The sequence below is a fragment of the Streptomyces caelestis genome, assembly GCF_014205255.1.
GTDB lineage: Bacteria > Actinomycetota > Actinomycetes > Streptomycetales > Streptomycetaceae > Streptomyces > Streptomyces caelestis.
This window is the reverse complement of sequence record NZ_JACHNE010000001.1, coordinates 6,701,783-6,726,172: the sequence shown is the minus strand read 5'-3', so window position 1 is coordinate 6,726,172 and position 24,390 is coordinate 6,701,783. Positions and strand designations below refer to the sequence as shown.

Below are 24,390 nucleotides of genomic sequence, written 5' to 3'. Positions count from 1 at the left end.
CCCCACTGCGCGCCAGGAGGAGTCACCACACTCATGCAGCCCCTCATCGACAACGCCCGCATGTTCGGACAGCGCCCTGAGGAGTTCGCTCGCCTCGCCGAGGGCCAGTCCCCCGACGTCCTGTTCATCACCTGCTCCGACTCCAGGGTCGTACCGGCCCTGATCACGGGCGCCCGGCCCGGCGAGCTCTTCGAGCTGCGCACCGCGGGCAACGTCGTCCCCCCGTACGCCTTCGGACACCCCACGTCGGAGGCGGCCACCATCGAGTACGCCGTGGAAGTGCTGGGCGTCAAGGAGATCGTGGTCTGCGGCCACTCGCACTGCGGCGCCGTGGGCGCGGTGGTGCGGGGCGACGACCTCACGGCCGTTCCCGCCGTACGCGACTGGCTCGCGCACGCCTGCGACGAGCCCAAGTGCGCGGACCCGACCGACAAGACGGTCACCGAAGCCGTACAGAACCACGTCCTGACCCAGGTGGAGCGGCTGCGCTCCTACCCGTGCGTGGAGAGCCGCCTGACGGACGGCCGGCTGCGGCTGCACGCATGGTTCTACGAAGTGCACACCGGGACCGTGCGGAACCACCGTGCGGACACCGACACCTTCGAGACCCTGTGAGGGACACCATGACCAAGTTCCCTTACCTGAGGCAGGACTTCCTCGCCTCCATCGTCGTCTTCCTCGTCGCCGTGCCGCTCTGCATCGGCGTGGCCGTCGCCTCCGGTGTCCCGGCCGAACTCGGCCTGATCACCGGCATCGTGGGCGGCCTCGTCACCGGGCTCATGCGCGGCAGCAGCCTCCAGGTGTCCGGGCCCGCCGCCGGCATGACCGTGCTGGTCTTCGAGGCGGTCAGCGAGTTCGGCGTGGCCTCACTCGGTGTGATCGTGCTGATGGCCGGTCTGCTCCAGCTCGCCATGGGCTTCCTCGGGATAGGCCGCTGGTTCCGGGCGATCTCCGTCTCCGTCGTCGAGGGCATGCTCTGCGGTATCGGTCTGGTGATCATCGCCGGGCAGATCTACGCGGCGGCGGGCCTGAAGGCCCCGGAGACCGGCATCGGCAAGATCGCCGGTCTGCCGGGGGCGTTCGCCGACGCCCTGGGCAGCACCGAGGCTCTGATCTCGCTCGCGATCGGCGCGGGCACCATCGCCGTCATCGTGCTGTGGAAGAAGCTGCCGAAGGCCGTGCAGTCCGTGCCGGGCGCCCTGGCGGCGGTGGTCCTGGCCACGGTCGCCACGCTCACCCTCAGCCTGCCGGTCGCCACCGTCGAGGTGGAGGGCCTGCTCGGCGTCATCCAGCCGCCCGGGACCGACGCCTTCGGCCAGCTGACCGGCCCGGCCATCTGGGGCACGATCATCGCGTTCGCGCTGATCGCCTCGGCGGAGAGCCTGTTCAGCGCGGCGGCCGTGGACCGGCTGCACGACGGTCCGCGCACCCAGTACAACAAGGAGATGATCGCCCAGGGCGCGGGCAACACCGTGTGCGGTCTGCTCGGCGCGCTGCCCATGACCGCGGTGATCGTACGCAGCTCCGCCAATGTCAACGCGGGTGCGAAGACCAAGGCGTCCCGTGTGCTGCACGGGGTGTGGCTGCTGCTGTTCGCCGCCGCGATGCCGTGGGCCCTGGCCCTGATCCCGCTTCCCGCCCTCGCCGGCATCCTGGTGCACGCGGGCTGGAAGCTGATCCCGTTCCGCCAGGTCGCGGCGCTGTGGCGGGCTCACAAGGGCGAGGCGCTGATCCTCGTGGTCACCGCGGTGTCGATCGTCGCCGTGAACATGTTCGAGGGCGTCCTGATCGGTCTGGCCCTGTCGGTCGTCAAGACCGCCTGGGAGGCCTCGCACGTCAAGCTCGAGGTCATAGACAAGGGCGCCGGTCCCATCCAGGCGTACCTGTCGGGCAACGCCACCTTCCTGCGGCTGCCGAAGATCCTCGACAGCCTGGAGGCCCTGCCGCAGGACCGCCCGGTCGAGCTGGACCTGTCCGGTCTGCACCACCTCGACCACGCCTGCCGCACGGCCCTGGAGAGTTGGGCCGAACGCCACAGCGCGACGGGCACGGAGCCGGTGAAGGTCACCGAGCCGGAGCTGTCACCGGAGGCCGAGAAGGTCACGGTCGCATAGCGACGTAGCCGGAACGCCGACACCCCTGGTCCGGGGCGCGCCTGAGAAGCGCGCCCCGGACCTTCGCGTGTGCCCCTGGTCGCCGAGGCATGGCCCCGGACTCGATTCCGGGCATATCGTGGCAGGAACAGACGAAACGGGACCTCTGGACGGGGAGGTCGGCATGGTCGATGAGCTGATCGGGGCGGTGGCGGCGGTCGGAGCCGGGGGGCTGGTGTATCTGGCCTCGGCGGCGCGGATCGTCAAGCAGTACGAGCGCGGGGTCGTCTTCCGGCTCGGGCGGCTGCGCGGGGAGGTGCGGCGGCCCGGGTTCAACCTCATCGTCCCCTTGGTGGACCGGCTGCGTAAGGTCAACATGCAGATCGTGACCATGCCGGTGCCCGCCCAGGAGGGCATCAGCCGCGACAACGTGACCGTGCGGGTCGACGCGGTCGTGTACTTCAAGGTCGTGGATCCGGCGGCCGCGGTCGTCAACGTCGAGGACTACCGCTTCGCCGTCTCCCAGATGGCTCAGACCTCCCTGCGCTCGATCATCGGCAAGAGCGAACTGGACGACCTCCTGTCCAACCGGGAGAAGCTCAACCAGGGCCTGGAGTTGATGATCGACAGCCCGGCCGTGGAGTGGGGCGTGACCATCGACCGCGTGGAGATCAAGGACGTGTCCCTGCCGGACACGATGAAGCGCTCCATGGCCCGCCAGGCCGAGGCCGACCGTGAGCGGCGGGCCCGGCTGATCAACGCCGACGCCGAGTACCAGGCCTCGAAGAAGCTGGCACAGGCCGCTCACCAGATGGCCGACACTCCCTCGGCGCTGCAACTGCGCCTGCTGCAGACCGTGATGGCCGTGGCGGCGGAGAAGAACTCCACGCTGGTGCTGCCCATCCCGGTGGAGCTCCTGCGGTTCCTGGAGAGGGGCCACCAGGAGGGAGGCCACCAGGAGGGAGACCGGCAGGCACCGGAGCCGGCGGAACACCCCGTCGACCGGACGGAACAGGCCATGGACGATCTGCGGCGCGCGGTTGAGCAGTGACCCACGCTACGCGCGTGGTTCCCGTGGCCCGCACCAGGTGATAGACACAGCGGGATCACAGCTCCTGTCCGCCAGCAGGAAGGTTTCCCCATGACCGAAACCGGTCGTTTCGCCACCCGACGTCAGGTGCTTGCCGGGACGGGTGCCCTGGGCGTCGGGATCGCGTTCTCCGGCGCCCTGTCCGAACTCTTCGCCGGTACCGCCGCCGCCCAGAACCTCGGCCACGACGGCTACGGCCCGCTCCTCCCCGACCCGAAGGGCCTGCTCGACCTGCCGGAAGGGTTCAGCTACCGGGTCCTCTCCCGCGAGGGAGACCCGCTCCGCTCCGGCGAGGGCAAGGTCCCCTCCAACCACGACGGCATGTCGGCCTTCGCGGGCAGAGACGGCCGGGTCCATCTGGTCCGCAACCACGAGAACCGCGCGGACGGCAAGGTCCCGGTCCCGGCGATCGAGGGCCTCACCTACGACCCGGCAGCCAAGGGCGGCTGCACGGGCCTGACGCTGGACTCCCGTAACAACGTCCTGTCGGAACGCGTGGCGATCGCCGGCACGGCCGTGAACTGCGCGGGCGGGCCCACCCCGTGGGGCACCTGGCTGACCTGCGAGGAGACCGAGGACAAGGCGGGTACCGCCGGCTACGCCAAGGACCACGGCTACATCTTCGAGGTCGACCCGGTCGACCCGCGCCGCACGGGAGCCGTACCGCTGACGGCGATGGGCCGCTTCCAGCACGAGGCGATCGCCGTCGACCCCCGGCGGGGGGTGGTGTACGAGACCGAGGACGCCTTCCAGAAGCCCTTCGGCCTCTTCTACCGCTTCCTGCCGGACCGGCCGCTGGGCGGTCGGGGTTCGCTGCGCGCGGGCGGCCGGCTCCAGGCCATGCGTGTGCCCGGCGTGCCGGACCTCTCCTCGGTCCAGGACATCGGCGCGGAGTTCGACCGCGTCGAGTGGGTGGACGTACCGGACCCGCAGGCCGCGCAGACGCCGATCCGGCTCCAGGACTTCGGCCGCAGGGGCATCACGCACGCGCAGAAGCTGGAGGGCTGCTACTGGGGCGGCCGGTCGGTGTACTTCGTGTCGTCGTTCGCCCGCAGCGCGGAGGGTTCGGCGGCCGACCACTTCGGGCAGGTCTGGCGCTACGACCCGGACCGGCGTCGGCTGACCCTGGTGATCGTCTTCGGCCCGGACACCGACATTCAGAAGCCGGGAGAGTCGCCGGACAACATCTGCCTGGCACCCAGCGGCGGTCTGATGGTCTGCGAGGACGGCGACGGCGCCCAGCACGTCTACGGCGTGACCCGGCGCGGCGAGGTGTACGCGATGGCCCGCAACCGGCAGAACATCGGCACCCCGGAGAAACCCGAGTGGGGTGAGTTCGCCGGAGTGACGTTCTCGCCCGACGGCGACACGATGTACGTCAACTGCTATCGGCCCGGCACCACGTTCGCGGTGACGGGCCCCTGGCGCCGGTAGGCACGGCTCTGATCCGCCGGGGCGCCGGGCGCGGAACCCGGCGCCCCGGCGGATGATCGAGGCCCGGGGAAGGGAAGGGAGCCCGGTGGCGGAGAAGGGCGAACCGGAGAAGGACACGGCGGACAAGGGCAGAACCAGGAAGCCCGAGCGCGGGATCTCGCTGCGGGAGCGGCTGCGCGTCCCCGCCGGTGAGCCGGTCGACCTGTCCCGTCACGACGCCGCCGCCACTCCCGGCGGCCCGGACGACAAGGCCGCGGCCAAAGTCGCCACGGCCCGGATCGGTGAGCAGCTCGCCGGCCTTCAGGAACGGCTGTGGGCGGCGAGCACCGCGGGCGACCGGCGCCGCGTCCTGCTGGTCCTCCAGGGCATGGACACCAGCGGCAAGGGCGGCACGCTCAAGCACGTCATCGGCCGGCTCAACCCGGCCGGCTGCCGGATCACGGCGTTCAGGGCACCGACCGCCGAGGAGCGCGCGCACTCCTTCCTGTGGCGCGTGGAGAAGGCGCTCCCGCTCCCCGGCGAGCTGGGCGTCTTCGACCGCTCGCTCCCCCACTCTCGGCTCCGCTCGAGCGGGCGGTGCCCCCATCGAGGACGTCCTGGTCGCCCGCGTCCGGGACCTCGCGCCCCGCGCCGTGATCGACGACCGCTACGAGCGGATCAACCGTTTCGAGCGGTCCCTCGCCGACGAGGGCGTGACCCTGATCAAGTGCTTCCTGCACATCTCCTACGACGAGCAGCGCCGCCGCCTGCTCAGACGCCTCGACAAGCCGGAGAAGCGCTGGAAGTTCGCCCCGTCCGACATCGACGACCGCGCCCTGTGGCCCGCCTACCAGAAGGCCTACGAGACGGCCCTGGAACGCTGCGGGACCTCGTACGCGCCGTGGTACCTGGTCCCGGCCGACCGCAAGTGGTACCGCGACTGGGCGGTCGGCCTGCTGCTCCTGGAGCATCTGCGGGGGCTGGATCCGCGGTACCCCGAGGCGGACTTCGACGTGGCGGAGTGCCGGAAGCGGCTGCTGCGGCAGTCCTGATGCGGGCGGCCGGGCCTGATCCGGGCGGTCAGGCGGCCAGCAGGGCGTCGATCTGGCCGACGGCCTCCTTCAGACCCTCCTCCATGCCCATGGTGATCAGCTGGTCCATCTGCTCACGGGAGTCGAACAGGGAGCGCATCTCCATCCGGGTGCCGCCGTCGTGGTCGCTGAGCCGCACCCTCACGGACATGGTCGGCATGTCGTCCTTGGGCTTTCCGTCGTCGTCGGCGAAGCCGTCGGTGAACTCCAGGGAGGTCGGCTCGGTGACCGAGGTGATCCGCCACCAGCCGCGGTGCCGGTCTCCCTCCGGGCCGGTCATGACGTACGTGACCTCTCCGCCGGGGGTCAGGTCGTGCTCCTCCACGGTCGCCGGGTAGGTCGGCGGGCCCCACCAGCGCTCCAGCTGCCGGGGGTCGGCCCACAGTTGCCACACCCGCTCCACCGGGGCGGCGAAGTCGGCGATCAGGGTGAGGGTGAGGTTGTCGAGGTCCTTGTCGACACTGGTGACGCTCATCTCTCGGGTCCTTCCGGGGTGTCGTTCTCTTCGGTACCGGGGTCCTCCGCGAGCAGCCGGGCCATCCGGTCCACGCGTCCGCGCCATTCCGACTCGAGTGCGTCGAGAGCCTGGCGGGCGCGGCCCACCGCGTCGGGGTCGGTGCGCACGAGCTGCTCCCGTCCGCTGCGCTGTTTGCTGACGAGACCGGCCCGTTCCAGAACGGCGACGTGCTTCTGCACGGCCGCGAAGCTCATCGGATAGGCCTCGGCCAGCCGCGAGACCGACAGCTCCCCGCGCACGCAGCGGCGCAGTATGTCCCGGCGCGTGGTGTCGGCCAGGGCGTGGAACAGCCGGTCCACCGTCTCGTCGTTCAGCTCGCCCAGCTCATCTACAACCATTTGGTTGTACGTTAGTCCTGCCGGCCCCTTCTGTAAAGCGACCCGCCGGACACTGAAGCGGGCAGTCGGGGGTACTCGGGGGCTCATGAGCGAGAAGCCACAGGTCAGAAGCTCGTACTGGCTGGAAACCGCACCGGACGGCCGGCATCCGGCCCTCACGGAGGACCTGGACGTCGACGTGGCGGTGATCGGCGCCGGGATCGCCGGACTGTGCACGGCGTGGGAGCTGACGCGGGCCGGGCGGAGCGTGGCGGTGCTGGAGGCCGGGCGGGTCGCGGCGAGCGTCACCGGGCACACCACCGCCAAGGTCACCGCCCTGCACACGCTGGTCTACGACAAGCTGCGCCGCACCCGCGGCCCGGAGGGCGCGCGACTGTACGCCCGCTCCCAGTCCGAGGCGATCGAACGCGCGGCCGGGATCGCCGAGGAACTCGGCATCGACTGCGACTGGGAGGCCAGGAGCGCCTACACGTACGCGCGCGACCCGGGCCGGGTCGACGAGCTGCGGGCCGAGGCGCGGGCGGCCGCCGAGGCCGGGCTGCCCGCCGCGTTCGTGGAGGAGACCGGGCTGCCCTTCCCGGTGGCGGGCGCGGTCCGGGTCACCGGCCAGGCCCAGTTCCACCCGCGCAAGTACCTGCTGGCCCTCGCCGCCGACCTGGTCCAACACGGTGGGCGGATCTTCGAGGACACCACGGTCCTCGGCATGGACGAGGGCGAGCCGTGCCGCCTGTCGACCACGACCGGGGCGACGGTGCGGGCCCGGGACGTCGTCGTCGCGACGCACTACCCGATCTTCGACCGGGCCCTGCTGTTCACCCGGCTGACGCCGAAGCGCGAACTGGTCGTGGCCGGGACGATCCCCGCGGATCAGGACCCGGACGGAATGTTCATCACGCCCGACGAGAACACCCGCTCGGTGCGCACGGCACCGTACGAGGGGGACCGGCGTCTGCTCATCGTCACCGGTGAGCACTTCACGCCGGGCACGGGCGACCCGCGGGCCGCTGTCGAACGCCTCACCGCCTGGGCCACCGAGCACTTCCCGGACCTGGACGTCACCCACCGGTGGGCCACGCAGGACAACAGCCCCACCGACACCGTGCCGATGGTCGGCCTCCTGCACCCGGGCGCCCGGCACGCCTATGCGGCCACCGGCTTCGGCGGCTGGGGCATGACCGGCGGCATCATGGCGGGCAGCCTCCTCGCCGCGCAGATCACCGGCGAGGAGCGCGAGTGGAGCGGGCTGTACGACCCGCGCCGGCTGAAGCCCGCCGTGCGGGAGGCGCCGTCGTTCCTGATGACCCAGGCCAAGGTCGCCGGCCACTTCGTCGGGGACCGGCTGCGGCCGTCGCCGCCGGTGGAGTCCCTGCCGCCCGGTGAGGGCGCCGTGGTCCGCGCCGACGGCCACCGCGTCGCGGTCTACCGGGACGACGACGGCACCCTGCACGCCGTCTCCGCCCGCTGCACCCACCTGGGCTGCCTGGTCGCCTTCAACTCCGCCGAACGGGCCTGGGAGTGCCCCTGCCACGGCTCCCGCTTCGACACGGACGGCAAGGTGATCCAGGGCCCGGCGACCAAGCCGCTGGAGCAGCGGGACATCTGACGGCCGGGTGACGCCCGTGGTCGGCACGCATAAAGGGCCGATCCCGTTCATATCTTCATACGGTGATCACCCTTCTCCGCCGTATCGCCGCCGTCTGTGCCCTGAGCACGGCCCTCGCCGCCTGCGGGACCGGCCGGTCCCCGCAGGCGGCCCCGCCGCCGGTGTCCGCACCGCCGTCGCGCCCTCCGACCCTCGCCCCCGGCCCCGCCGGCCTGACCCCCGTCTTCGAGCACGGTCCCCGCACCCTCGGCCGGACCGTCGCGCTCACCTTCGACGCCGACATGACCGCCGGGCAGGGGGCACGGGCGGCGGCGGGTGAGCGGTTCGACCATCCGCGGCTGATCTCGACACTGCGGGCGCTGAAGGTGCCCGCTACCGTGTTCATGACCGGGCGGTGGGCCGAGCAGTACCCGGACCAGGCCCGTTCCATCGGCCGGGACCCGCTCTTCGAGGTCGCCAACCACTCCTACAGCCACTACGCGTACACGCGGGACTGCTACGGCCTGCCGACCGTACCCGAGGAGCGGATGCGGTCGGACGTGGAGCGGGCGTACGCCGCGTTCCGGAAGGCCGGTGTGGCGGACCCGATGCCGTACTTCCGCTTCCCCGGGGGCTGTTACGACCGGCGGGCGCTGAAGGCGCTGACACCGGCCGGCGTGACCGCCGTGCAGTGGGACGTGGTCGGCGGCGACGCGTTCGAGACGGACCCGGACGTGGTCGCCCGGCAGGTGCTGGACGGAGTGCGGCCGGGCTCGGTCGTCGTGCTGCACTGCACGCGCAGCGCCGCCCCGGCGACCGAGCGGGCGGTGCGCGCGATCGTGCCCGCGCTGCGCCGCGAGGGCTTCAGGTTCGTGAAGGTGTCCGAGCTGATCGGGGCGGCGGACAGCGGTGCGCGGACCCGCCCGGAGACACGCTGACCGGCCTACGCTGGACGTATGAGCGAGAACGACTACTGCCTGATCGACGCGACCAGGCCGCCTCGGGCGGACGGGCCGCCGTACGCCGAGTGCGTGCTGTGCCGGGATCCGACGGAGTACCCGGAGTCGTACAAGGGCATCACCCTCTGCCCGGTCTGCGAGTGGCAGGAGGCGCAGCGCACGGCCTGCTCAGGGTGATCTGCCTGCTCAGGGTGATCTGCGGGCGGCGAGCGCACCGGCCAGGGCCAGGGCGGCGGCCGTGACCAGGGCTGCCGTGGCCAGAGGCAGCAGCGGCAGGGGGACGGTGCCCGACCGTGAGCCGGTCACCAGGCCCCGCACCGCCGCCTGCGCCGGGGAGCCGGTGGCCACCAGGGACAGCAGTGCCGCGAGCAGCAGGGCCAGGACGGCCCGGCCCCGCGACCGCAGCAGCGGCCGGCTGGTGAGCGCGCCGACGGCCGTGCCGAGCAGCGCGCAGGCCAGGGCGGCGAGCAGCCCGGCCCCGCAGGCGGGGGCGAGCGGCACCGGGGTGCGGTGGTCCGAGGCCACCGGAGCGCTCAGCAGCGTCACGCCGAGGGTCGCGACCGTGCCGAGCGCCGCCGCACCGGACAACGCCACCAGCAGACAGGCCACATGAGCGCGCGCGGGCCCGACGGCCGCCGCCACACAGCCGCGCGCGGCCTGCGGCTCGGCCGTGACACAGATCCGCGCCAGCCAGGCGGCGACGGGCAGCAGCGCGGCGGCGGAGTAGCCGAGCGAGTCGAGCACCGGCTGCCCGGCCTGGACGCTGATCGCGAGGACGGCGGCGTACAGCAGGAACGGCGGCAGCCAGCGCTGGGAGCGCAGCAGCAGGGCGGCGTGGTAGCGCAGGAGGGCGGTCATCGGCGGCTCCCGGGGGCGTCCGCCTGCCGCGCCACACTCACCACGTGCCAGGGCGGGCGGGCCGTGAGCAGGGCGCGGAGCAGGACGTCGGAGTGCGGGGCGGGGACGGTGAGGCGGTGGCTGCCCGGCGCGGTCTCCTCGGCGGAGGTGACGGTCCGCCGCACGTCGTCGGGAAGCCGTCCGTCCGGCGGTCCCTGGACCTCGACGGTGACCTGCGGTCCGGACGGCGGCGGACCCGGCACGGCGCGCTCGACGAGGCCCCCGTCGCGCACGGTGTACGTCGCGTCGGGCAGGCCCGCGAGGCGGAGCGGGTCGTGGTCGACGAACACCACGGATCCGCCGGCCGCCGTGCGCTCGGCGACCGCCCGCTCCAACTCGGCGCGGGCGTCGCTGTCCAGGCCGGTCCACGCCTCGTCCAGCACCAGCAGCTCCGGCTCCGCGAGCAGGGCCTGGGCGACCGCGACCTTCTGGCTGCTGCCCTTCGACAGCCGTGCCATGGGCGTGCCGGCGTGGGCGGCGGCGCCGAGGCGCTCCAGCCACTCGGCGGCTACGCGGGCGGCCGCCGCGCGGGTCAGGCCGTGCACGGCGCCGAGGTGCGTGAGGTAGCCGACGGCGGTGAACGGCAGGGCCGGCGGGAACCGCTCGGGGACGTATGCCGTGCGCGGGCGGCCGGTGATCCGGCCCTCGCTGGGGGCGTCGATGCCGGCGAGCAGCCGCAGGAGGGTGGACTTTCCGGTGCCGTTGGCGCCCTCGACGCGGACGAGCCGGCCCGGGGCCACCGTCAGGTCGACGCCGCGCAGCACCCAGGGGCCGCGCAGGCCGTAGCGGCGGCCCGCGTTCTCCAGGCAGAGGTCGGGTCGCATGGGCCCATCCTCCACGATCTTCCGGCTGGCACACTGGGATTCGTGAGCGAAGAGCCGACGCCCGTGAGTGACAGTCCCTTCCGGTCCGAGCCCTCGTCCCGCGACACGGCACCGCAGTTCGTGCTGCCGCTGGTCGTACGGATCGAGCGGGCGGACCCGCCGGCGCGTACGGACGCGCTGGAGACGGCCGCGCGGGCCGTGCTGACGATCCTCGACGACGAGCGGTCGGCCGGTGAGGGCGCGTGGGCGCAGGCGGTGCGGGACTGGCAGGACGCGCGGATCCGCAAGGTGGTGCGGCGGGCGCGCGGCGCCGAGTGGCGGCGGGCGGAGGCGCTGCCCGGCATCACGGTCACCGGCAAGGCGGCCCAGGTGCGGGTCTTCCCGCCGGTCCCGCTGGACGGCTGGCCCAAGGACCTGGCCCGGCTCCAGGTCTCCGGCACCGACCTGGACGACCCGGAACCGCCGGTGGACGCGGACCCGGCCGCGCCCGTGCTGTGGCTGAACCCCGACCTCGGCATGTCGGCCGGCAAGGCGATGGCCCAGGCCGGGCACGCCGCGCAACTGGCCTGGTGGGAGCTGACCGACGAGGAGCGGGCCGCCTGGCACGACGCGGGCTTCCCGCTCTCCGTACGGACGGCCGACCCGGCCCGCTGGCCCGAACTGACGTGCAGCGGCCTGCCGTTGGTCCGCGACGCGGGGTTCACGGAGATCGCGCCCGGCTCGTGCACGGTGGTCGCGGACCACCCGGCGCTGCGCCGGGAACCGTACGCGCCCGGCGGTCCGACGCCCACCCGTTCGGAGTAGCCGCGGGCGCGCCGGTAGCGGGCGGGTGCTCCAGTGGGGTTACCAGACAACCCCGACCCAGGAGGCAGCCATGACCAGCGCCGCGCCCCCTCCCCCCGCCCCACCCGCTCCCGACGACCGGACGCCCGGCGGCTCCGGCCCCGGCGGTTCCGGCGACCCGCTGGCGGCCGGGGGCCTCGCTCTCGGCGGCACCCTGATGGTCGTCTACGGCCTGTTCGCGGTGCTCCAGGGCATCACGGCGATCGCCGACGACGAGGTGTACACGAGCTTCGGCGAGTACGTCTTCGAGTTCGACCTGACCGCGTGGGGCTGGATCCACCTGATCGTCGGTGTGCTCGTGGTGGCGGCCGGGCTGGGCCTGTTCACCGGGGCCGCCTGGGCCCGGGTCGTGGGCGCGGTCGTGGTCGGACTGGCACTGATCGCGAACTTCATGTGGCTGCCGTACCAGCCGTTCTGGTCGATCATCATGATCCTGACCGGTCTGTTCGTGCTGTGGTCGGTGTTCAACTACCGCTCCTCCCGCGCGGCGTAGGCGCCGCTCCGGGTCGCTCTGGGCCGCTCCGGTTCAGGTGGGCGGCGGGCGCCGGTCGCGCGCGGCGACGACCGTGTGCAGCCGGCGCGTGAGCGCGGTGGCCGCCGCCGTGAGGAAGACGAACGTGTACAGGATCTGAGCGACGGTCACCAGGCGGGCCTCCTGCCCGCTCGGGGTGATGTCGCCGTAGCCGACGGTCGCGAGCGTGACGACGGTGAAGTACAGCGCGTCGACGCGGGTGCTCAGGCCGGTGAACTGGCCCGGCCGCTGGGCGAGGGCGTAGTACCCCGACGAGAAGACCAGCACGGCCAGGCACATCAGCAGCGGGATCATGACGCCGGGCCGGGTGTGCGGCTTCTCCAGCACGACGTCACGCACCTGGCGCAGCAGCAGCGCGGCCAGCAGCGCCAGACACAGAGCGAACAGCGGCCAGCCCAGCCAGGGGCGGTCGACGCCGAGCCCCTCCAGCGGCAGCAGGAAATAGGCCGTGCCGACTGCGACCACCAGTCCCCCGGCCCCGGCCCACACCCGCCGGGGCGAGGCCGGGGCCGTCTGTTCGCTGCCCTCGCGCATACGTCCGGTCTACGACGCCTCGGGGAGTGGCGCGACCCCGGTGCCTCCGTCGGTGGAGCCGGAGGGCAGCGGGGAGGCCGCCGGTGGGCCAACCTCAAATGTTCCTCTGAAGGCGCCCGTGGCGGGGTTCGGGGGCGGGCGGCTGGGCCATACCCCCCTCACGATCGAGGAACCGGCCGTGCGGAGGAGGGGACGATGGAGCGACTGGGGACGGGCATCGGGTGGCGACCGGAGATCGCGGACGCCGTGGAGCGCATGCCGGGCATCGACTGGGTCGAGGCCGTGGCCGAGAACGTCTGCCCCGGGCATCTGCCCGAGTCGCTGCGGCGGCTGCGCGAGCGCGGCGTCACCGTGGTGCCGCACGGCGTCTCGCTCGGCCTCGGAGGCGCGGACCGCCCCGACGACGCCCGCCTGGCCGCGCTGGCCGAACGGGTGGAGGCACTCGGCTCACCGCTGGTCACCGAGCACATCGCGTTCGTACGGGCCGGTGGTGCTCTGACGGCCACCCCGCACCTGGAGGCGGGCCATCTGCTGCCCGTCCCCCGGACCCGGGACGCCCTCGACGTCCTCTGCGAGAACGTGCGTATCGCGCAGGAGGCGCTGCCGGTGCCGCTGGCCGTCGAGAACATCGCCGCGCTGATCTCCTGGCCGGGCGAGGAGATGACGGAGGGCCAGTTCCTGTACGAGCTCGCCGACCGCACGGGCGTCCGGCTCCTCATCGACGTGGCCAACCTGCACACCAACCACGTCAACCGCGCCGAGGACCCGGCCAAGGCCCTCGCCGAGCTGCCCCTGGAGGCCATCGCCTACGTCCATGTCGCCGGCGGCTTCGAACGCGACGGCGTCTGGCACGACAGCCACGCCCACCCCGTCCCCCGCCCGGTCCTCGACATCCTGACCGACCTCGCGTCCCACGTGTCCCCTCCGGGAGTCCTCCTGGAACGCGACGAGAACTTCCCGGAACCGGCGGAGCTGGAGCGTGAACTGGGGGCGATCCGGAGGGCGTTGGAGGCCGGCGCCGTGGAACGTGTGAAAGCGGAGGTCCGCTCGGCGGGCACCGCGCTCGCCGTACGACGCGCGGAAACCGGGCCCACGGCGCCCCTGAACAGCGGCGCCCCGGAGAAGGCCACGGGCCCGCGGCGCGAAGCGGCAGGTGCGCTCGCGCAGCGGAAGGCAGACAGGCCTGACGCGGAGGCCGCCGCCGGGAGGCACGACGGGGCCGGACGGGGCGATGAGGACGGGGCGGTCGGGGCGGCACGGGGCGCCCTCGGCCTGCCCCACCCTGGTGGGGACGGGGCCCGGCAGCGGGTCGGGCTCGCGCAGGCCGCGCTGCTGTCGGCGCTGGTCGCGGGGACGCCCGTACCCGAGGGGTTCGACCGGGTGCGGGTCGGCGTACAGGCTCGGGCGCTGGCCGCCAAGCGGGCGGATGTCGTGGCGAAGGTCGCGCCCGAGCTGCCGGAGATCCTCGGGACGGACTACCGTACGGCTTTCCTCGCGTACGCCCAGACCCAGCCGATGACCGACGGCTACCGGCGCGACGCGCTCACCTTCGCCGAGCACCTGCTGTCCGCCGGGCGGCCCGGGGACACCGCGGTGCGGCGGGAGCTCCGGGAGTGGTGGCTGGAGCGGTCGGGACCGTCGCCGCGATCGCGCCGCCCGGTCCGCCGGCTGGCCCGCGCCACCCGGAAGGTGTTGCTCCGGCGCTGACCGGAACCGTCAGTTCTTCGACACCGGCTCGTCGTTCTGCACCGCGTCACCGGTCCTCGCCGCCGGAGCAGTGAAGCGGAACGTCACATACCGACAACACTGCGTCGGGATCGTGTACGAGGCATGGTGTTTCCGGGACCGTGTCACATACAAAAAACATATGCTCTGGGTTCTCTTCCTGCTGGCGGCCTGGATCGTGGCCGGCACGGCGTGCACGCGCCTGTGCCTGGCCGCCGTACGCGCCGCGGCCGCCGACGCGGACACCGGACGCGTCCATGAACTCACGCTCTACGAGGCCGCGTTCCTCTCCGGCGGGCCCCGGCGGGTCGCCGACGTGACCCTCGTCGCCATGGCGCGCCAGCGCCGGCTGCTCCTGGCCCGCACCGGCTGGGCGACGGTCGTCGATCCGCGCGGGCGGGACGAGATGGAGCGGTCGGTCATCGGGGCCATCGGCCCCGATGGGCAGTCCCGGATCGCGCCGGTGCGGGCCACCGCCGCCACGGCGGACGCGGTACGCGGTATCGCCGACCGGCTGGTGCGCGCGGGGCTCGCGGTGCCCGACAGCGCCCGTACGACGGTCGCGGCGGCCGTCCGGCAGGTGCGCTCGGCGACCGTCGCCGTACTCGGTCTCGGCGTCGCCGCGCTGCTGACGCCCGCCCCGCCGGACATGCCGCGCCATCTGGTCGCCCTGTGGTTCGCGCTGCCGCTCGCCCTGACCCTGAGCTGCCTCGCCGTCGCCCGCATCGAGGTCCACCCGTACTCGCGCTGGGCCTCCCCGGCCGGCCGGCGGCTGCTCGGCGACCTGACCCGGAACGCGGACGGCACCGCGGACGACCGCACGTACCTCACCTCGGTGGCCGTACGCGGCGTCCGCGCGATCGGCGAGCCGGACCTGCGCGCCGCCTTCACCCACCGCGAGGCACACGACTGACAGAACGGGGGCGCACAGGGGCATTGGCGCCGACACCGGCAAACGGTGCTTGCCTTCCCCAACCGCCCCACGAAGCATCCCTTTCGCCGCCACCGTGCACCGAAGGGATACGCGATGAGAGCCGCCCTCCTCTACTCGGCCGCAGGGTCGCTGCTGCTGAGCGCCCTCACCGCCGCCCCGGACACCGAGGGCGCGAGGGCGACGGCCGAGCTGCGCGGCACCGCGGTGGCCGCCGCGCGGGCGAAGGCGGCCGGCATCGACTTCGGCCCGTGCCCCGACGCGCAGGACCTCCCCGGCGGCATGCAGTGCGGCACGGTCACCGTCCCGCTGGACTACGCACGGCCCGACGGCAGGCAGATCGAGCTCGCCGTCGGCCGCGCCCGGGCCACGCGCGAGGACCCGCACCCCAGCAAGCGTGAGGTCCGCCGCCAGGGCGCCCTCGTCTACAACCCGGGCGGCCCGGGCTTCTCCGGCCTGTACTTCCCCCTCATCGGCCTGCTCCCCGAGTGGAAGCGGATCGCCGCCGCGTACGACCTCGTCGGCTACGCCTCGCGCGGGGTCGGCCGTTCCGCGCCGCTGTCCTGCAAGGACCCCCAGCAGTTCTTCCAGGGGCCGGCCCAGGCGCCGACGCACCCCTCGGAGGCGTACAAGAAGGAACGCATCGCGCAGGCGAAGGCGTACGCGCGCGGCTGCGCCGAGCGGGCCGGCGGTGCGCTGCGGCACTACCACTCGCTGAACAACGCCCGCGACCTCGACGTGCTGCGCGCCGCGCTCGGCGAGGAACGGCTGACCTTCATGGGCTCGTCGTACGGCACGTACTTCGGAGCCCTGTACGCGACGCTGTTCCCCGCCCACGTACGGCGGATGGTGTTCGACTCGGCGGTCGATCCCGACCCGGCGCGGATCTGGTACCGCAACAACCTCGACCAGTCGGCGGCGTTCGAGGGCCGCTGGCGGGACTTCCGGAGGTGGATCGCCCGGCACCACGACGTGTACGGGCTGGGCAGGACCGCGCGGGAGGTGCGGCACAGTTACGAGCGGGCGAGCGCGCGGCTGGCCGTCGAGCCGGCCGGCGGGAAGGTCGGGCCGGGGCAGTTGCAGGGGGCGTTCCTCCAGGCCGGGTACTACGACGACCAGTGGCCGCACCGGGCGCACGCGCTGTCGGCGTACCTCAAGGGCGATCCCGGGCCGCTGGTCGAGCAGGCCGAACAGCACCCGGAGGCCGCCGTCGAGGCGGAGAACGCACGGGCGGTCCACGTGGCCGTCGAGTGCAACGACGCCCCTTGGCCGACGGACTGGGAGGTGTGGGACCGGGACAACACCCGGCTCGCGCGGGTAGCGCCCTTCGAGACCTGGCACAACGTGTGGACGAACCTGCCCTGCGCCTACTGGGAGGGACCGCGGCAGAAGCCGCTCGACGTCGGCACCGGGCCGGGCGAACTGCCGCCGACGCTGATCCTGGCCGCCGAGCGGGACGCCGCCACGCCGTACGACGGCGCCCTCGAACTCCACCGCCGCCTCGCGGGCTCGGTCCTGGTGACGGAGCGGGACGCCGGCTCGCACGGCCTGGCCGGCGGGCCGAACGCCTGCGTCAACGGCCACATGGAGGCGTATCTGCTGGAGGGCCGGCTGCCGGGACGGCGCACCACGGACTGCGCCGCGCGTCCGGAACCGAAGCCGAAGCCGCTGTCGACGGCCCCGGAGAAGCCCGGGGCCGACCGACCGCTCCGCTGATCAGGCCAGACCCGCGACCAGCTCCGCGAGGTCCTTGCGGCGGCCCGTGAAGAACGGGACCTCCTCGCGGACGTGCCGGCGGGCCTCCGAGGCGCGCAGGTGACGCATCAGGTCGACGATGCGGTACAGCTCGTCGGCCTCGAAGGCGAGGAGCCACTCGTAGTCGCCGAGGGAGAACGACGCGACCGTGTTGGCGCGCACGTCCGGGAAGCCGCGGGCCATCTTGCCGTGGTCGGCGAGCATGCGGCGGCGGTCCTCGTCGGGCAGCAGGTACCAGTCGTAGGAACGCACGAAGGGGTAGACGCTCACGTAATTGCGGGGCGTCTCGTCGGCGAGGAACGCCGGGATGTGCGAGCGGTTGAACTCGGCGGGGCGGTGCAGCGCCATGTTCGACCACACCGGTGTGAGCGCCCGGCCCAGCTTCGTGCGGCGGAAGAGGTTGTACGCCTCCTGCAACGCGTCGCTGGTCTCCGCGTGCCACCAGATCATGAGGTCGGCGTCGGCGCGCAGGCCCGAGACGTCGTACGTGCCGCGGATGGTCACGTCCTTGGCGGCGAGCTGGTCGAACAGCTCCTGGACCTCGTCGGCGTACCCGGCGCGGTCCTCGGGGAGGACGTCCTTCAGCCGGAAGACGGACCAGAGCGTGTAGCGGATGACCTCGTTGAGGTCCTTGGCCAGCTTGCCCTTGTTCGGGATGCGGTCGGGCGTGGCGCTGGAGGCCGTGGTGGAGGCGTCGTCACTCATGCTCCTCATTCTCCCGCTCCGCCGTGCAGGCTCTGCACCGGGTGGGCGGTGAGCTCCTGCACAGCCCGCAGGTCACCCTGGATCTGGTCGACGGCGGCGTACGCGCTCGCGATGCACGCCGGGATGCCGACGCCGTCGTACGGCGCGCCGCACACGGCGAGCCCCGGGAGCTTCGCCACATGCTCGCGGATGCGGGCCACGCGCGCGTGGTGGCCGACGGGGTACTGGGGCAGGCCGTCGTCCCAGCGGGTGACGCGGGTGGCGACGGGTGTGGCGTCCAGGCCGGTCGCCGCCTTCAGGTCGTGCCGGGAGACCGCCACGAGCTCGTCGTCGTCGCGCTGGAGGATCTCCGTCTCGCCGTACCGTCCGACGGAGGTGCGCAGGACGACCAGGTCCGGATTCTCGTCGGCGATCCAGCCCCACTTCCGCGAGGCGAAGGTGGAGGCCTTGATGGTGCGCCCGTCCACCGGCGGCACGAGGAAGCCGCTGCCCTCGGGCAGGCCCGCCTCGGCGCGGCGGTAGGCGAGGGTGACCAGGGCCATGGAGGCGTACTCGACGCCGCCGAGCTCGGCGGCGGCCTCGGGGGACTCGGTGCGCAGGAGCCGGGCGGCGGCGGGGGCGGGGACGGCGAGCACGACCGCGTCCGCGTGCAGCACCCGCTCACCGGTGACCACGCGCCATCCGCCGCCGTCCGCCGCGCTGTGGCTCAGGTCCGTCACCGGCGCCCCCGTCAGGATCTCGCCCCCGCGCGCCCGCACCGACTCCGCCACCGCGAGGGGCAGCGTGCCGACGCCGCCCTGGAGGCCCATGAACACCGGGCCGGTCTGCTGGGCGGCGGCCGCCTTCGCCTGGATCTCTCGGACCCCCTCCGTCAGGGAGGTGTGGCTGCGGGCCGCCTGGAAGAGCTGGGGGACGGCCGAGCGCATCGAGAGGCGGTAGGCGTCGCCCGCGTAGACGCCGCCCAGCAGGGGTTCCACCAGGCGGTCGACGACCTCGCGGCCGAGGCGCGCGGCCACGTACTCCCCGACGGCCACGTCGTCGCCGACCTCCGTGCGGGGCAGCCCGGCGTCGCGGTCGATGCGGGCGAGGCCCTCGTCGGACAGCACACCGGACAGGGCCGCGGCGGTACCGGGCACGCCCATCACGTGGCCCTTGGGCATCGGGCGCAGAGCGCCCCGGGTCCAGATCGAGGCCGTCGCCGTCGCGGGCGGCTGGAGCCGGTCGGCGAGACCCGCCTCCCGGGCGAGCGCCACCGCCTCGGGGCGGCGGGCCAGCATCGACTCGGCGCCGAGGTCCACGCGCGCGCCCGCGATCTCCCCGGGCAGCAGCTTGCCGCCGACCCGGCCGGAGGCCTCCAGCACGGTCACCCGCGCCCCGCGGTCCAGCAGCCGGTGCGCGGCGGCCAGTCCCGCGATGCCCGCCCCGATGACGACGACCTGCCCCATGCCCGCACGGGCTTGAACTTCGCGCATGCCCCCAGCCTCTCAGACCCCACTGACAGCGCTGCCGCGCCCCGGTGTCCTTCACGAGTCCCGACCGTGACCGCATCGGAACCGTCCCGGACCAAACGTCCGGCGCCGCCCGGGCGTCGAAGAAGCATCAGCCGAACCGATCCTCCCGGGGGAAGCCCACATGCGCACACGACGACCCGCCCGCCGCCCCGTCCCGGCTCTCGCCGCGCTTCTGCTGGCCGCGGCCCTCGCGCTCACCGGATGCAGCGGCGCGGGAGAGGACTCCGCCGGCAGCAGCGCCGACCGGGGAGTCGCCGCCCCGGACGCCGACGACAAGGGCGGCGCGAACGAGGCAGCCCCCGGTGGCGCCGGCAGGGGAGCCAGGGCGACCGCGCCGGCGAAGCTCCCCACGGCCCACATCATCCGCACGGTCTCACTGACCGTGCAGGTCAAGGACGTCCCGAAGGCCCTGGAGGAGGCCCGCACCGGCACCGAGAACGCGGGCGGATACGTCGGCAACGAGACCACCACCCGGGACGAGGAGGGCCACGAGCGCACCCGCGTCGTGCTGCGCGTGCCCGTCGGGAAGTACGACGAGGTCCTCACCGAGCTGGAGGGCGCGGGCAAGCTCCTCGACCGCAGCGCGAAGGCGCAGGACGTCACCGACCAGGTCGTGGACGTGGGGAGCCGCATCACGTCGCAGCGCGCGAGCGTGGCCCGGATCCGCGAGCTGATGGACCGGGCCACCAAGCTCAGCGACGTGGTGACCCTGGAGGGTGAGCTGAGCACCCGCCAGGCCGACCTGGAGGCGCTGCTCGCGCGCCAGCAGTCCCTGAAGGACCGCACGAGCCTGGCCACCATCACCCTGTCGCTGTCCGAGACCCCGGTGAAGAAGGAGGCGAAGGACGACGACCCGGGATTCGTGGACGCGCTCGCGGGCGGCTGGAACGCGTTCGTGACGATGCTGCGCTGGATCGCGGTGGCACTCGGCGCGGTCCTGCCGTTCGCGGCGGTGGCCGCCCTGCTCGCGCTGCTGTGGCTGCGCGTCGTACGCCCCCGCCGCCCGCGCCCCGCGCCCGCCACGAGCGCCCTGGGGCCGCTGCCGACGGCCCGTCCGGCCCCGCAGTCCACGCGGACTCCTGACGAACAGGACTGAAATGCCGTGCTCCCGTAGCGTGTTCGCATGAACATGAGCCGTACGCGCAGGGAGCGACTGGTCGTGATCGGCGGCGACGCCGCGGGGATGTCCGCGGCGTCGCAGGCGCGCCGTCTGAAGGGGCCCGACGAGCTGGAGATCGTGGCGTTCGAACGCGGCCACTTCACGTCGTACTCGGCGTGCGGCATCCCGTACTGGGTGGGCGGCGCCGTCCCGGACCGGGACCGGCTCATCGCCCGCACACCCGAGGAGCACCGCGCGCGGGACATCGACCTGCGGCTGCGCACCGAGGTCACGGACATCGACCCCGACCGGCAGCGGGTACGCGCGCGTGACCTCGAATCCGGCGCCGAGTCCTGGACGTCGTACGACAAGCTCGTGATCGCGACCGGCGCCCGGCCGATCCGGCCGGACATTCCCGGCATGGACGCCCCCGGGGTGCACGGCGTGCAGACGCTGGACGACGGCCAGGCGCTCCTCGACACGCTGGCACGCACGCGTGGCCGCCGCGCGGTGGTCGTCGGGGCCGGCTACATCGGCGTGGAGATGGCCGAGGCGCTCATCAACCGCGGCTACGAGGTGACGGTCGTCAACCGCGGCAGCGAGCCCATGTCGACCCTCGACCCCGACATGGGCCGCCTGGTGCACGAGGCCATGGAGGGCCTGGGCATCACGATGGTGAACGACGCCGAGGTCACGAAGATCCTGACAGGCGACGACGGCCGGGTACGGGCGGTGGCCACCCAGGACCGCGACGTCCCGGCGGACGTCGTCGTGCTCGGCATCGGCGTCCGCCCCGAGACGACCCTCGCGAAGGCCGCCGGCCTCCCCCTCGGCCCGCACGACGGCCTCCTCACCGACCGCTCGATGCGGGTGCGCGGGCACGAGAACATCTGGGCGGGCGGCGACTGCGTGGAGGTCCTCGACCTGGTCTCCGGCCAGCAACGGCACATCGCGCTCGGCACCCACGCCAACAAGCACGGCCAGGTCATCGGCACCAACGTCGGCGGCGGCTACGCCACGTTCCCGGGCGTGGTCGGCACGGCGGTCAGCAAGGTCTGCGACCTGGAGATCGCGCGTACGGGACTGCGCGAGAAGGACGCCCGCCGCGTGGGCCTGCGCTTCGAGGCGGTCATCATCGAGTCGACCAGCCGCGCGGGCTACTACCCGGACGCCTCCCCCATGACGGTCAAGATGCTCGCCGAACACCGCACGGGCCGCCTCCTCGGCGTCCAGATCGTCGGCCGAGAAGGCGCGGGCAAGCGGGTCGACATCGCGGCGGTCGCCCTCACGGCGGGCATGACGGCGGAACAGATGACCACGTTGGACCTGGGCTATGCCCCACCGTTCTCCCCTGTCTGGGACCCGGTGCTGGTAGCGGCCCGCAAGGCGGCGGCAAAGGTGCGCGGTTCTTTCTAGGGGACGGTGGAACAACAAGCCTCAGGGGCGCGGGGCCGTGTCGATCCGCGGCTCCGCCGCGTGGGCGCGACCAGCCGCACCCGGCAACGAACCCGCACCCCTACGGCGAAGCCCTACGCGGTCCCAGCAGTGCCGTTGATCCGGTCAATCGCCTGCCGCGCCTGCTCCGCCGGCGGCCGCGACGGCAACGACGACACCGACGCCGAGGCCGAAACCGCCGGCGGCTGCTCCCCGGCCGGCTTCGCATGCGCGGCGATCCTGGACGACCGCAACCGGTGACTCACCGCCTCGTCCAGCGTCACGGGCCGCCGCATCTGGGTCGCCAGCCGCCCGGCCTCCTGGCCGAGGCGGGCCACGTCCTCCCACGGCAGCCGCACCACCAGCGTCAGCTCCGCCTCGCCGTCGGGCAGTGCGTGCATCGGAGGAGTAACTCGGTCGTTCATCGCCTGTTCCTCACGTCGGCCCCGCGACCCGCCTTCCCCGCGCCGCGGGCGGTTGCCGAGACATACGCGCGCCCGGACGGCCGCGTTCAGCGGCAGGACCGATTCGCCGGCGGCGCCCCGGGCACACGTGTGGTGTGGTCATCCCCGTTCACGACGTGAATCCCGCGCGGCGCACCCCCTGGGTGACGTACGCCCTGCTCGCCGCCGGCATCGTCGTGTTCCTGCTCACTCCCGGCATGGCCGGTTCCCTGGTGGGCGAGAGCAGCCTGGCCCAGCTGTGTCACCTCCAGGCGTTCCTCGACCAGTACGCGGCGGTGCCACGGGAACTGATCCGCCATCAGATGCCCGGACTGGTGCCCACGGGTGACATCGGGGTGGGCCCGCAGGGACCCGGCTGCGTGGTCGGCCCGCCGCCCCACGACAAGTCGCCGGAACTGAGCGTCCTGACGGCGATGTTCCTGCACGGCAGCTGGCTGCACCTGCTGGGCAACATGCTGTTCCTGTGGATCTTCGGCAACAACATCGAGGACCGGATGGGCCACATCCGCTTCCTGCTCTTCTACGTGGTCTGCGGCTACGCGGCCGCGTATGCCTTCGCCCTCGCGAACACCGACTCGGGCGACCCGCTGATCGGCGCGTCCGGGGCGATCGCCGGGGTGCTGGGCGCCTACCTCGTGCTCTACCCGAGGGCCCGCGTCTGGGTCCTCGTCCCCTTCCTGATCTTCCTGCCGCTGCGGCTGCCCGCCTGGATCGTGCTCGGCTTCTGGTTCGTGCTCCAGGCGGTGTACTCCTCCGGCGAGGGCATCTCCGGCGCCGGGACCGTGGCCTATCTGGCGCACGTCGCCGGCTTCGTGGCGGGCATGCTGATCGCCTGGCCGCTACGCCCCGGCACTCCCCCGCCGCCGGAACCGCCCGGCGTGCTGTTCGGCCGGCGCGCGCGGCCGAGCTGGTGAGTGGGCCGGGGACGAATGTCACGCAACACCGGAGGCGGGGCACCACCCCGGCGTCCGGTCAGCCGGTGGCGAGGAACTCGAGCGTGTCGATCACGCGGTTCGAGAAGCCCCACTCGTTGTCGTACCAGGCGACCACCTTGACGTGGCGGCCGTCGACGCGGGTGAGGGCGGAGTCGAAGATCGACGAGGCGGGATTGCCCGTGATGTCGGACGACACGAGCGGGTCCTGCGAGTACTCGAGGATGCCGGCGAGCGGCCCCTCCGCCGCGGCGCGGTACGCCGCCAGCACGTCGTCGCGCGTCACGTCGCGGGCGACGGTCGTGTTGAGTTCGACGATCGAGCCCACCGGCACCGGTACGCGGATCGAGTCGCCGGACAGCTTGCCGTCGAGGTTCGGCAGCACCAGGCCGATCGCCTTGGCGGCGCCGGTCGTGGTGGGCACGATGTTGACGCCGGCGGCCCGGGCGCGACGGGCGTCGCGGTGCGGACCGTCCTGCAGGTTCTGCTCCTGCGTGTAGGCGTGCACCGTCGTCATGAACCCGTGCTCGATACCGGCGAGGTCGTCGAGCACCTTGGCCAGCGGTGCGAGGGCGTTGGTGGTGCAGGAGGCGTTCGAGACGATCGTGTGCACAGCCGGGTCACAGGCGTCGGTGTTGACCCCGAACGCGAGCGTGACGTCGGCGCCGTCCGACGGCGCGCTGACGAGTACCTTCTTCGCGCCGGCGTCGAGGTGGGCGCGGGCGGCCTTGGCCGAGGTGAAGCGGCCGGTGGCTTCCAGGACGATGTCGACGCCGAGTTCGGCCCACGGCAGCTGCGCCGGTTCGCGCTCGGCCAGCACCGTGATCCGACGGCCGTCGACGACGAGGGTGTCCCCGTCGACGGTCACCGGGCGCCCGAGCCGGCCGGCCGTGCTGTCGTAGGCGAGCAGCCGGGCGAGAGTGGCGGGCTCCGTCAGGTCGTTGACGGCGACGATGTCCAGGGCGCTGTCGCGCTCCAGCAGTGCGCGCAGCGCATTGCGTCCGATGCGGCCGAATCCGTTGATGGCGATGCGAGTCATGAGTGATGTCCCTTCCCTCGCCACCAGGCTCGCCCGCGGCCGGCGCCGCTGACAGTGGCGGGATCGCCACGGTTCAAAAGGA

At 73.1% G+C, this 24,390-nt stretch carries 24 protein-coding genes and 1 pseudogene; 16 read left to right on the top strand and 9 right to left on the bottom strand.

Translation table 11 applies throughout. From position 1 onward, the window contains the following. Positions 1 to 33: 33 nt before the first annotated feature. The 5 genes and pseudogenes from HDA41_RS30735 (at position 34) to HDA41_RS30715 (ending at position 5,648) form a co-directional block, all read left to right on the top strand. On the top strand, positions 34 to 615 hold the full coding sequence (locus tag HDA41_RS30735) for a carbonic anhydrase (protein WP_184989704.1): 582 nt from the start codon (positions 34 to 36) through the stop codon (positions 613 to 615). A gap of 8 nt (positions 616 to 623) precedes the next feature. Next, the gene (locus HDA41_RS30730; protein ID WP_184989702.1) at positions 624 to 2,114 is read left to right on the top strand and encodes a SulP family inorganic anion transporter; all 1,491 of its coding nucleotides are present in this window, start codon (positions 624 to 626) and stop codon (positions 2,112 to 2,114) included. 163 nt (positions 2,115 to 2,277) lie between these two features. After that, positions 2,278 to 3,144, top strand: a complete 867-nt coding sequence (locus HDA41_RS30725; RefSeq protein ID WP_184989700.1) for a slipin family protein — start codon at positions 2,278 to 2,280, stop codon at positions 3,142 to 3,144. 90 nt (positions 3,145 to 3,234) lie between these two features. Then, entirely contained in the window at positions 3,235 to 4,617 is a 1,383-nt protein-coding gene (locus HDA41_RS30720; protein ID WP_184989698.1) for a PhoX family protein, read from the top strand. Between the two features lie 85 nt (positions 4,618 to 4,702). Beyond that, positions 4,703 to 5,648: pseudogene (locus HDA41_RS30715) on the top strand (PPK2 family polyphosphate kinase). A 28-nt stretch (positions 5,649 to 5,676) separates the two neighbouring features. Here the strand turns inward: HDA41_RS30715 and HDA41_RS30710 are convergent. Continuing rightward, complete coding sequence (locus HDA41_RS30710) at positions 5,677 to 6,162, bottom strand: SRPBCC family protein (RefSeq protein WP_184989696.1); 486 nt, start codon at positions 6,160 to 6,162, stop codon at positions 5,677 to 5,679. Beyond that, positions 6,159 to 6,542, bottom strand: a complete 384-nt coding sequence (locus tag HDA41_RS30705) for an ArsR/SmtB family transcription factor (protein ID WP_184989694.1) — start codon at positions 6,540 to 6,542, stop codon at positions 6,159 to 6,161. Before HDA41_RS30705 ends, HDA41_RS30710 begins: the two co-directional genes overlap by 4 nt. An 85-nt stretch (positions 6,543 to 6,627) precedes the next feature. Here HDA41_RS30705 and HDA41_RS30700 point away from each other — a divergent pair, with 85 nt between their 5' ends. From HDA41_RS30700 to HDA41_RS30690, 3 genes are all read left to right on the top strand, one after another. Next, the gene (locus tag HDA41_RS30700; protein ID WP_184989692.1) at positions 6,628 to 8,145 is read left to right on the top strand and encodes an FAD-dependent oxidoreductase; all 1,518 of its coding nucleotides are present in this window, start codon (positions 6,628 to 6,630) and stop codon (positions 8,143 to 8,145) included. 62 nt (positions 8,146 to 8,207) lie between these two features. After that, positions 8,208 to 9,062: a polysaccharide deacetylase family protein gene (locus tag HDA41_RS30695; protein ID WP_184989690.1), complete on the top strand. Its 855-nt coding sequence runs from the start codon at positions 8,208 to 8,210 to the stop codon at positions 9,060 to 9,062. 18 nt (positions 9,063 to 9,080) lie between these two features. Then, positions 9,081 to 9,260: a hypothetical protein gene (locus HDA41_RS30690; protein ID WP_184989688.1), complete on the top strand. Its 180-nt coding sequence runs from the start codon at positions 9,081 to 9,083 to the stop codon at positions 9,258 to 9,260. Positions 9,261 to 9,269: 9 nt separating this feature from the next. Here HDA41_RS30690 and HDA41_RS30685 read toward each other — a convergent pair whose 3' ends face one another. Together HDA41_RS30685 and HDA41_RS30680 are read right to left on the bottom strand one after the other, a co-directional pair. Next, positions 9,270 to 9,941 carry an ABC transporter gene (locus HDA41_RS30685; RefSeq protein WP_184989686.1) on the bottom strand — a complete coding sequence of 224 codons (672 nt, stop codon included), beginning with the start codon at positions 9,939 to 9,941 and terminating at the stop codon, positions 9,270 to 9,272. After that, positions 9,938 to 10,804, bottom strand: a complete 867-nt coding sequence (locus tag HDA41_RS30680; RefSeq protein ID WP_184989684.1) for an ABC transporter ATP-binding protein — start codon at positions 10,802 to 10,804, stop codon at positions 9,938 to 9,940. The genes HDA41_RS30685 and HDA41_RS30680 overlap by 4 nt, the downstream gene beginning before the upstream one ends. 42 nt (positions 10,805 to 10,846) lie before the next feature. Between HDA41_RS30680 and HDA41_RS30675 the strand changes: the two genes are divergently transcribed. Both HDA41_RS30675 and HDA41_RS30670 read left to right on the top strand, forming a co-directional pair. Beyond that, entirely contained in the window at positions 10,847 to 11,608 is a 762-nt protein-coding gene (locus HDA41_RS30675) for an aminoacyl-tRNA hydrolase (protein WP_184989682.1), read from the top strand. A gap of 70 nt (positions 11,609 to 11,678) precedes the next feature. Further along, the gene (locus tag HDA41_RS30670; protein ID WP_184989680.1) at positions 11,679 to 12,140 is read left to right on the top strand and encodes a DUF7144 family membrane protein; all 462 of its coding nucleotides are present in this window, start codon (positions 11,679 to 11,681) and stop codon (positions 12,138 to 12,140) included. A 33-nt stretch (positions 12,141 to 12,173) separates the two neighbouring features. On the opposite strand, the gene HDA41_RS30665 is transcribed toward HDA41_RS30670, so the two are convergent. Continuing rightward, a complete protein-coding gene (locus tag HDA41_RS30665) occupies positions 12,174 to 12,713 on the bottom strand; it encodes a potassium channel family protein (RefSeq protein ID WP_184989678.1) in 540 nt (179 codons plus the stop codon). Positions 12,714 to 12,908: 195 nt separating this feature from the next. Here HDA41_RS30665 and HDA41_RS30660 point away from each other — a divergent pair, with 195 nt between their 5' ends. The 3 genes from HDA41_RS30660 (at position 12,909) to HDA41_RS30650 (ending at position 17,085) form a co-directional block, all read left to right on the top strand. After that, a complete protein-coding gene (locus HDA41_RS30660) occupies positions 12,909 to 14,420 on the top strand; it encodes an MbnB/TglH/ChrH family RiPP precursor modification enzyme (protein WP_184989676.1) in 1,512 nt (503 codons plus the stop codon). Between the two features lie 160 nt (positions 14,421 to 14,580). Further along, positions 14,581 to 15,351 carry a TIGR04222 domain-containing membrane protein gene (locus HDA41_RS30655; RefSeq protein ID WP_184989674.1) on the top strand — a complete coding sequence of 257 codons (771 nt, stop codon included), beginning with the start codon at positions 14,581 to 14,583 and terminating at the stop codon, positions 15,349 to 15,351. 114 nt (positions 15,352 to 15,465) lie between these two features. After that, the gene (locus HDA41_RS30650) at positions 15,466 to 17,085 is read left to right on the top strand and encodes an alpha/beta hydrolase (RefSeq protein WP_184989672.1); all 1,620 of its coding nucleotides are present in this window, start codon (positions 15,466 to 15,468) and stop codon (positions 17,083 to 17,085) included. Here the strand turns inward: HDA41_RS30650 and hemQ are convergent, their stop codons facing one another. Next, the gene (hemQ, locus tag HDA41_RS30645) at positions 17,086 to 17,829 is read right to left on the bottom strand and encodes a hydrogen peroxide-dependent heme synthase (protein ID WP_184989669.1); all 744 of its coding nucleotides are present in this window, start codon (positions 17,827 to 17,829) and stop codon (positions 17,086 to 17,088) included. 5 nt (positions 17,830 to 17,834) lie between these two features. Then, a complete protein-coding gene (hemG, locus tag HDA41_RS30640) occupies positions 17,835 to 19,301 on the bottom strand; it encodes a protoporphyrinogen oxidase (protein ID WP_184989667.1) in 1,467 nt (488 codons plus the stop codon). 160 nt (positions 19,302 to 19,461) lie between these two features. On the opposite strand from hemG, the gene HDA41_RS30635 reads away from it, so the two are divergent. Next, the gene (locus HDA41_RS30635) at positions 19,462 to 20,436 is read left to right on the top strand and encodes a DUF4349 domain-containing protein (RefSeq protein WP_184989665.1); all 975 of its coding nucleotides are present in this window, start codon (positions 19,462 to 19,464) and stop codon (positions 20,434 to 20,436) included. 27 nt (positions 20,437 to 20,463) lie between these two features. Further along, positions 20,464 to 21,855 (top strand): FAD-dependent oxidoreductase, encoded by a 1,392-nt coding sequence (locus tag HDA41_RS30630; protein ID WP_184989664.1) that lies wholly within the window; start codon positions 20,464 to 20,466, stop codon positions 21,853 to 21,855. A gap of 113 nt (positions 21,856 to 21,968) precedes the next feature. On the opposite strand, the gene HDA41_RS30625 is transcribed toward HDA41_RS30630, so the two are convergent. Continuing rightward, positions 21,969 to 22,298, bottom strand: a complete 330-nt coding sequence (locus tag HDA41_RS30625) for a hypothetical protein (RefSeq protein ID WP_184989662.1) — start codon at positions 22,296 to 22,298, stop codon at positions 21,969 to 21,971. Positions 22,299 to 22,432: 134 nt separating this feature from the next. Between HDA41_RS30625 and HDA41_RS30620 the strand changes: the two genes are divergently transcribed. Continuing rightward, complete coding sequence (locus HDA41_RS30620) at positions 22,433 to 23,251, top strand: rhomboid family intramembrane serine protease (RefSeq protein WP_184989661.1); 819 nt, start codon at positions 22,433 to 22,435, stop codon at positions 23,249 to 23,251. Between the two features lie 58 nt (positions 23,252 to 23,309). Here HDA41_RS30620 and gap read toward each other — a convergent pair whose 3' ends face one another. Next, the gene (gene gap / locus HDA41_RS30615) at positions 23,310 to 24,308 is read right to left on the bottom strand and encodes a type I glyceraldehyde-3-phosphate dehydrogenase (RefSeq protein ID WP_184989659.1); all 999 of its coding nucleotides are present in this window, start codon (positions 24,306 to 24,308) and stop codon (positions 23,310 to 23,312) included. Between the last annotated feature and the right edge of the window lie 82 nt (positions 24,309 to 24,390).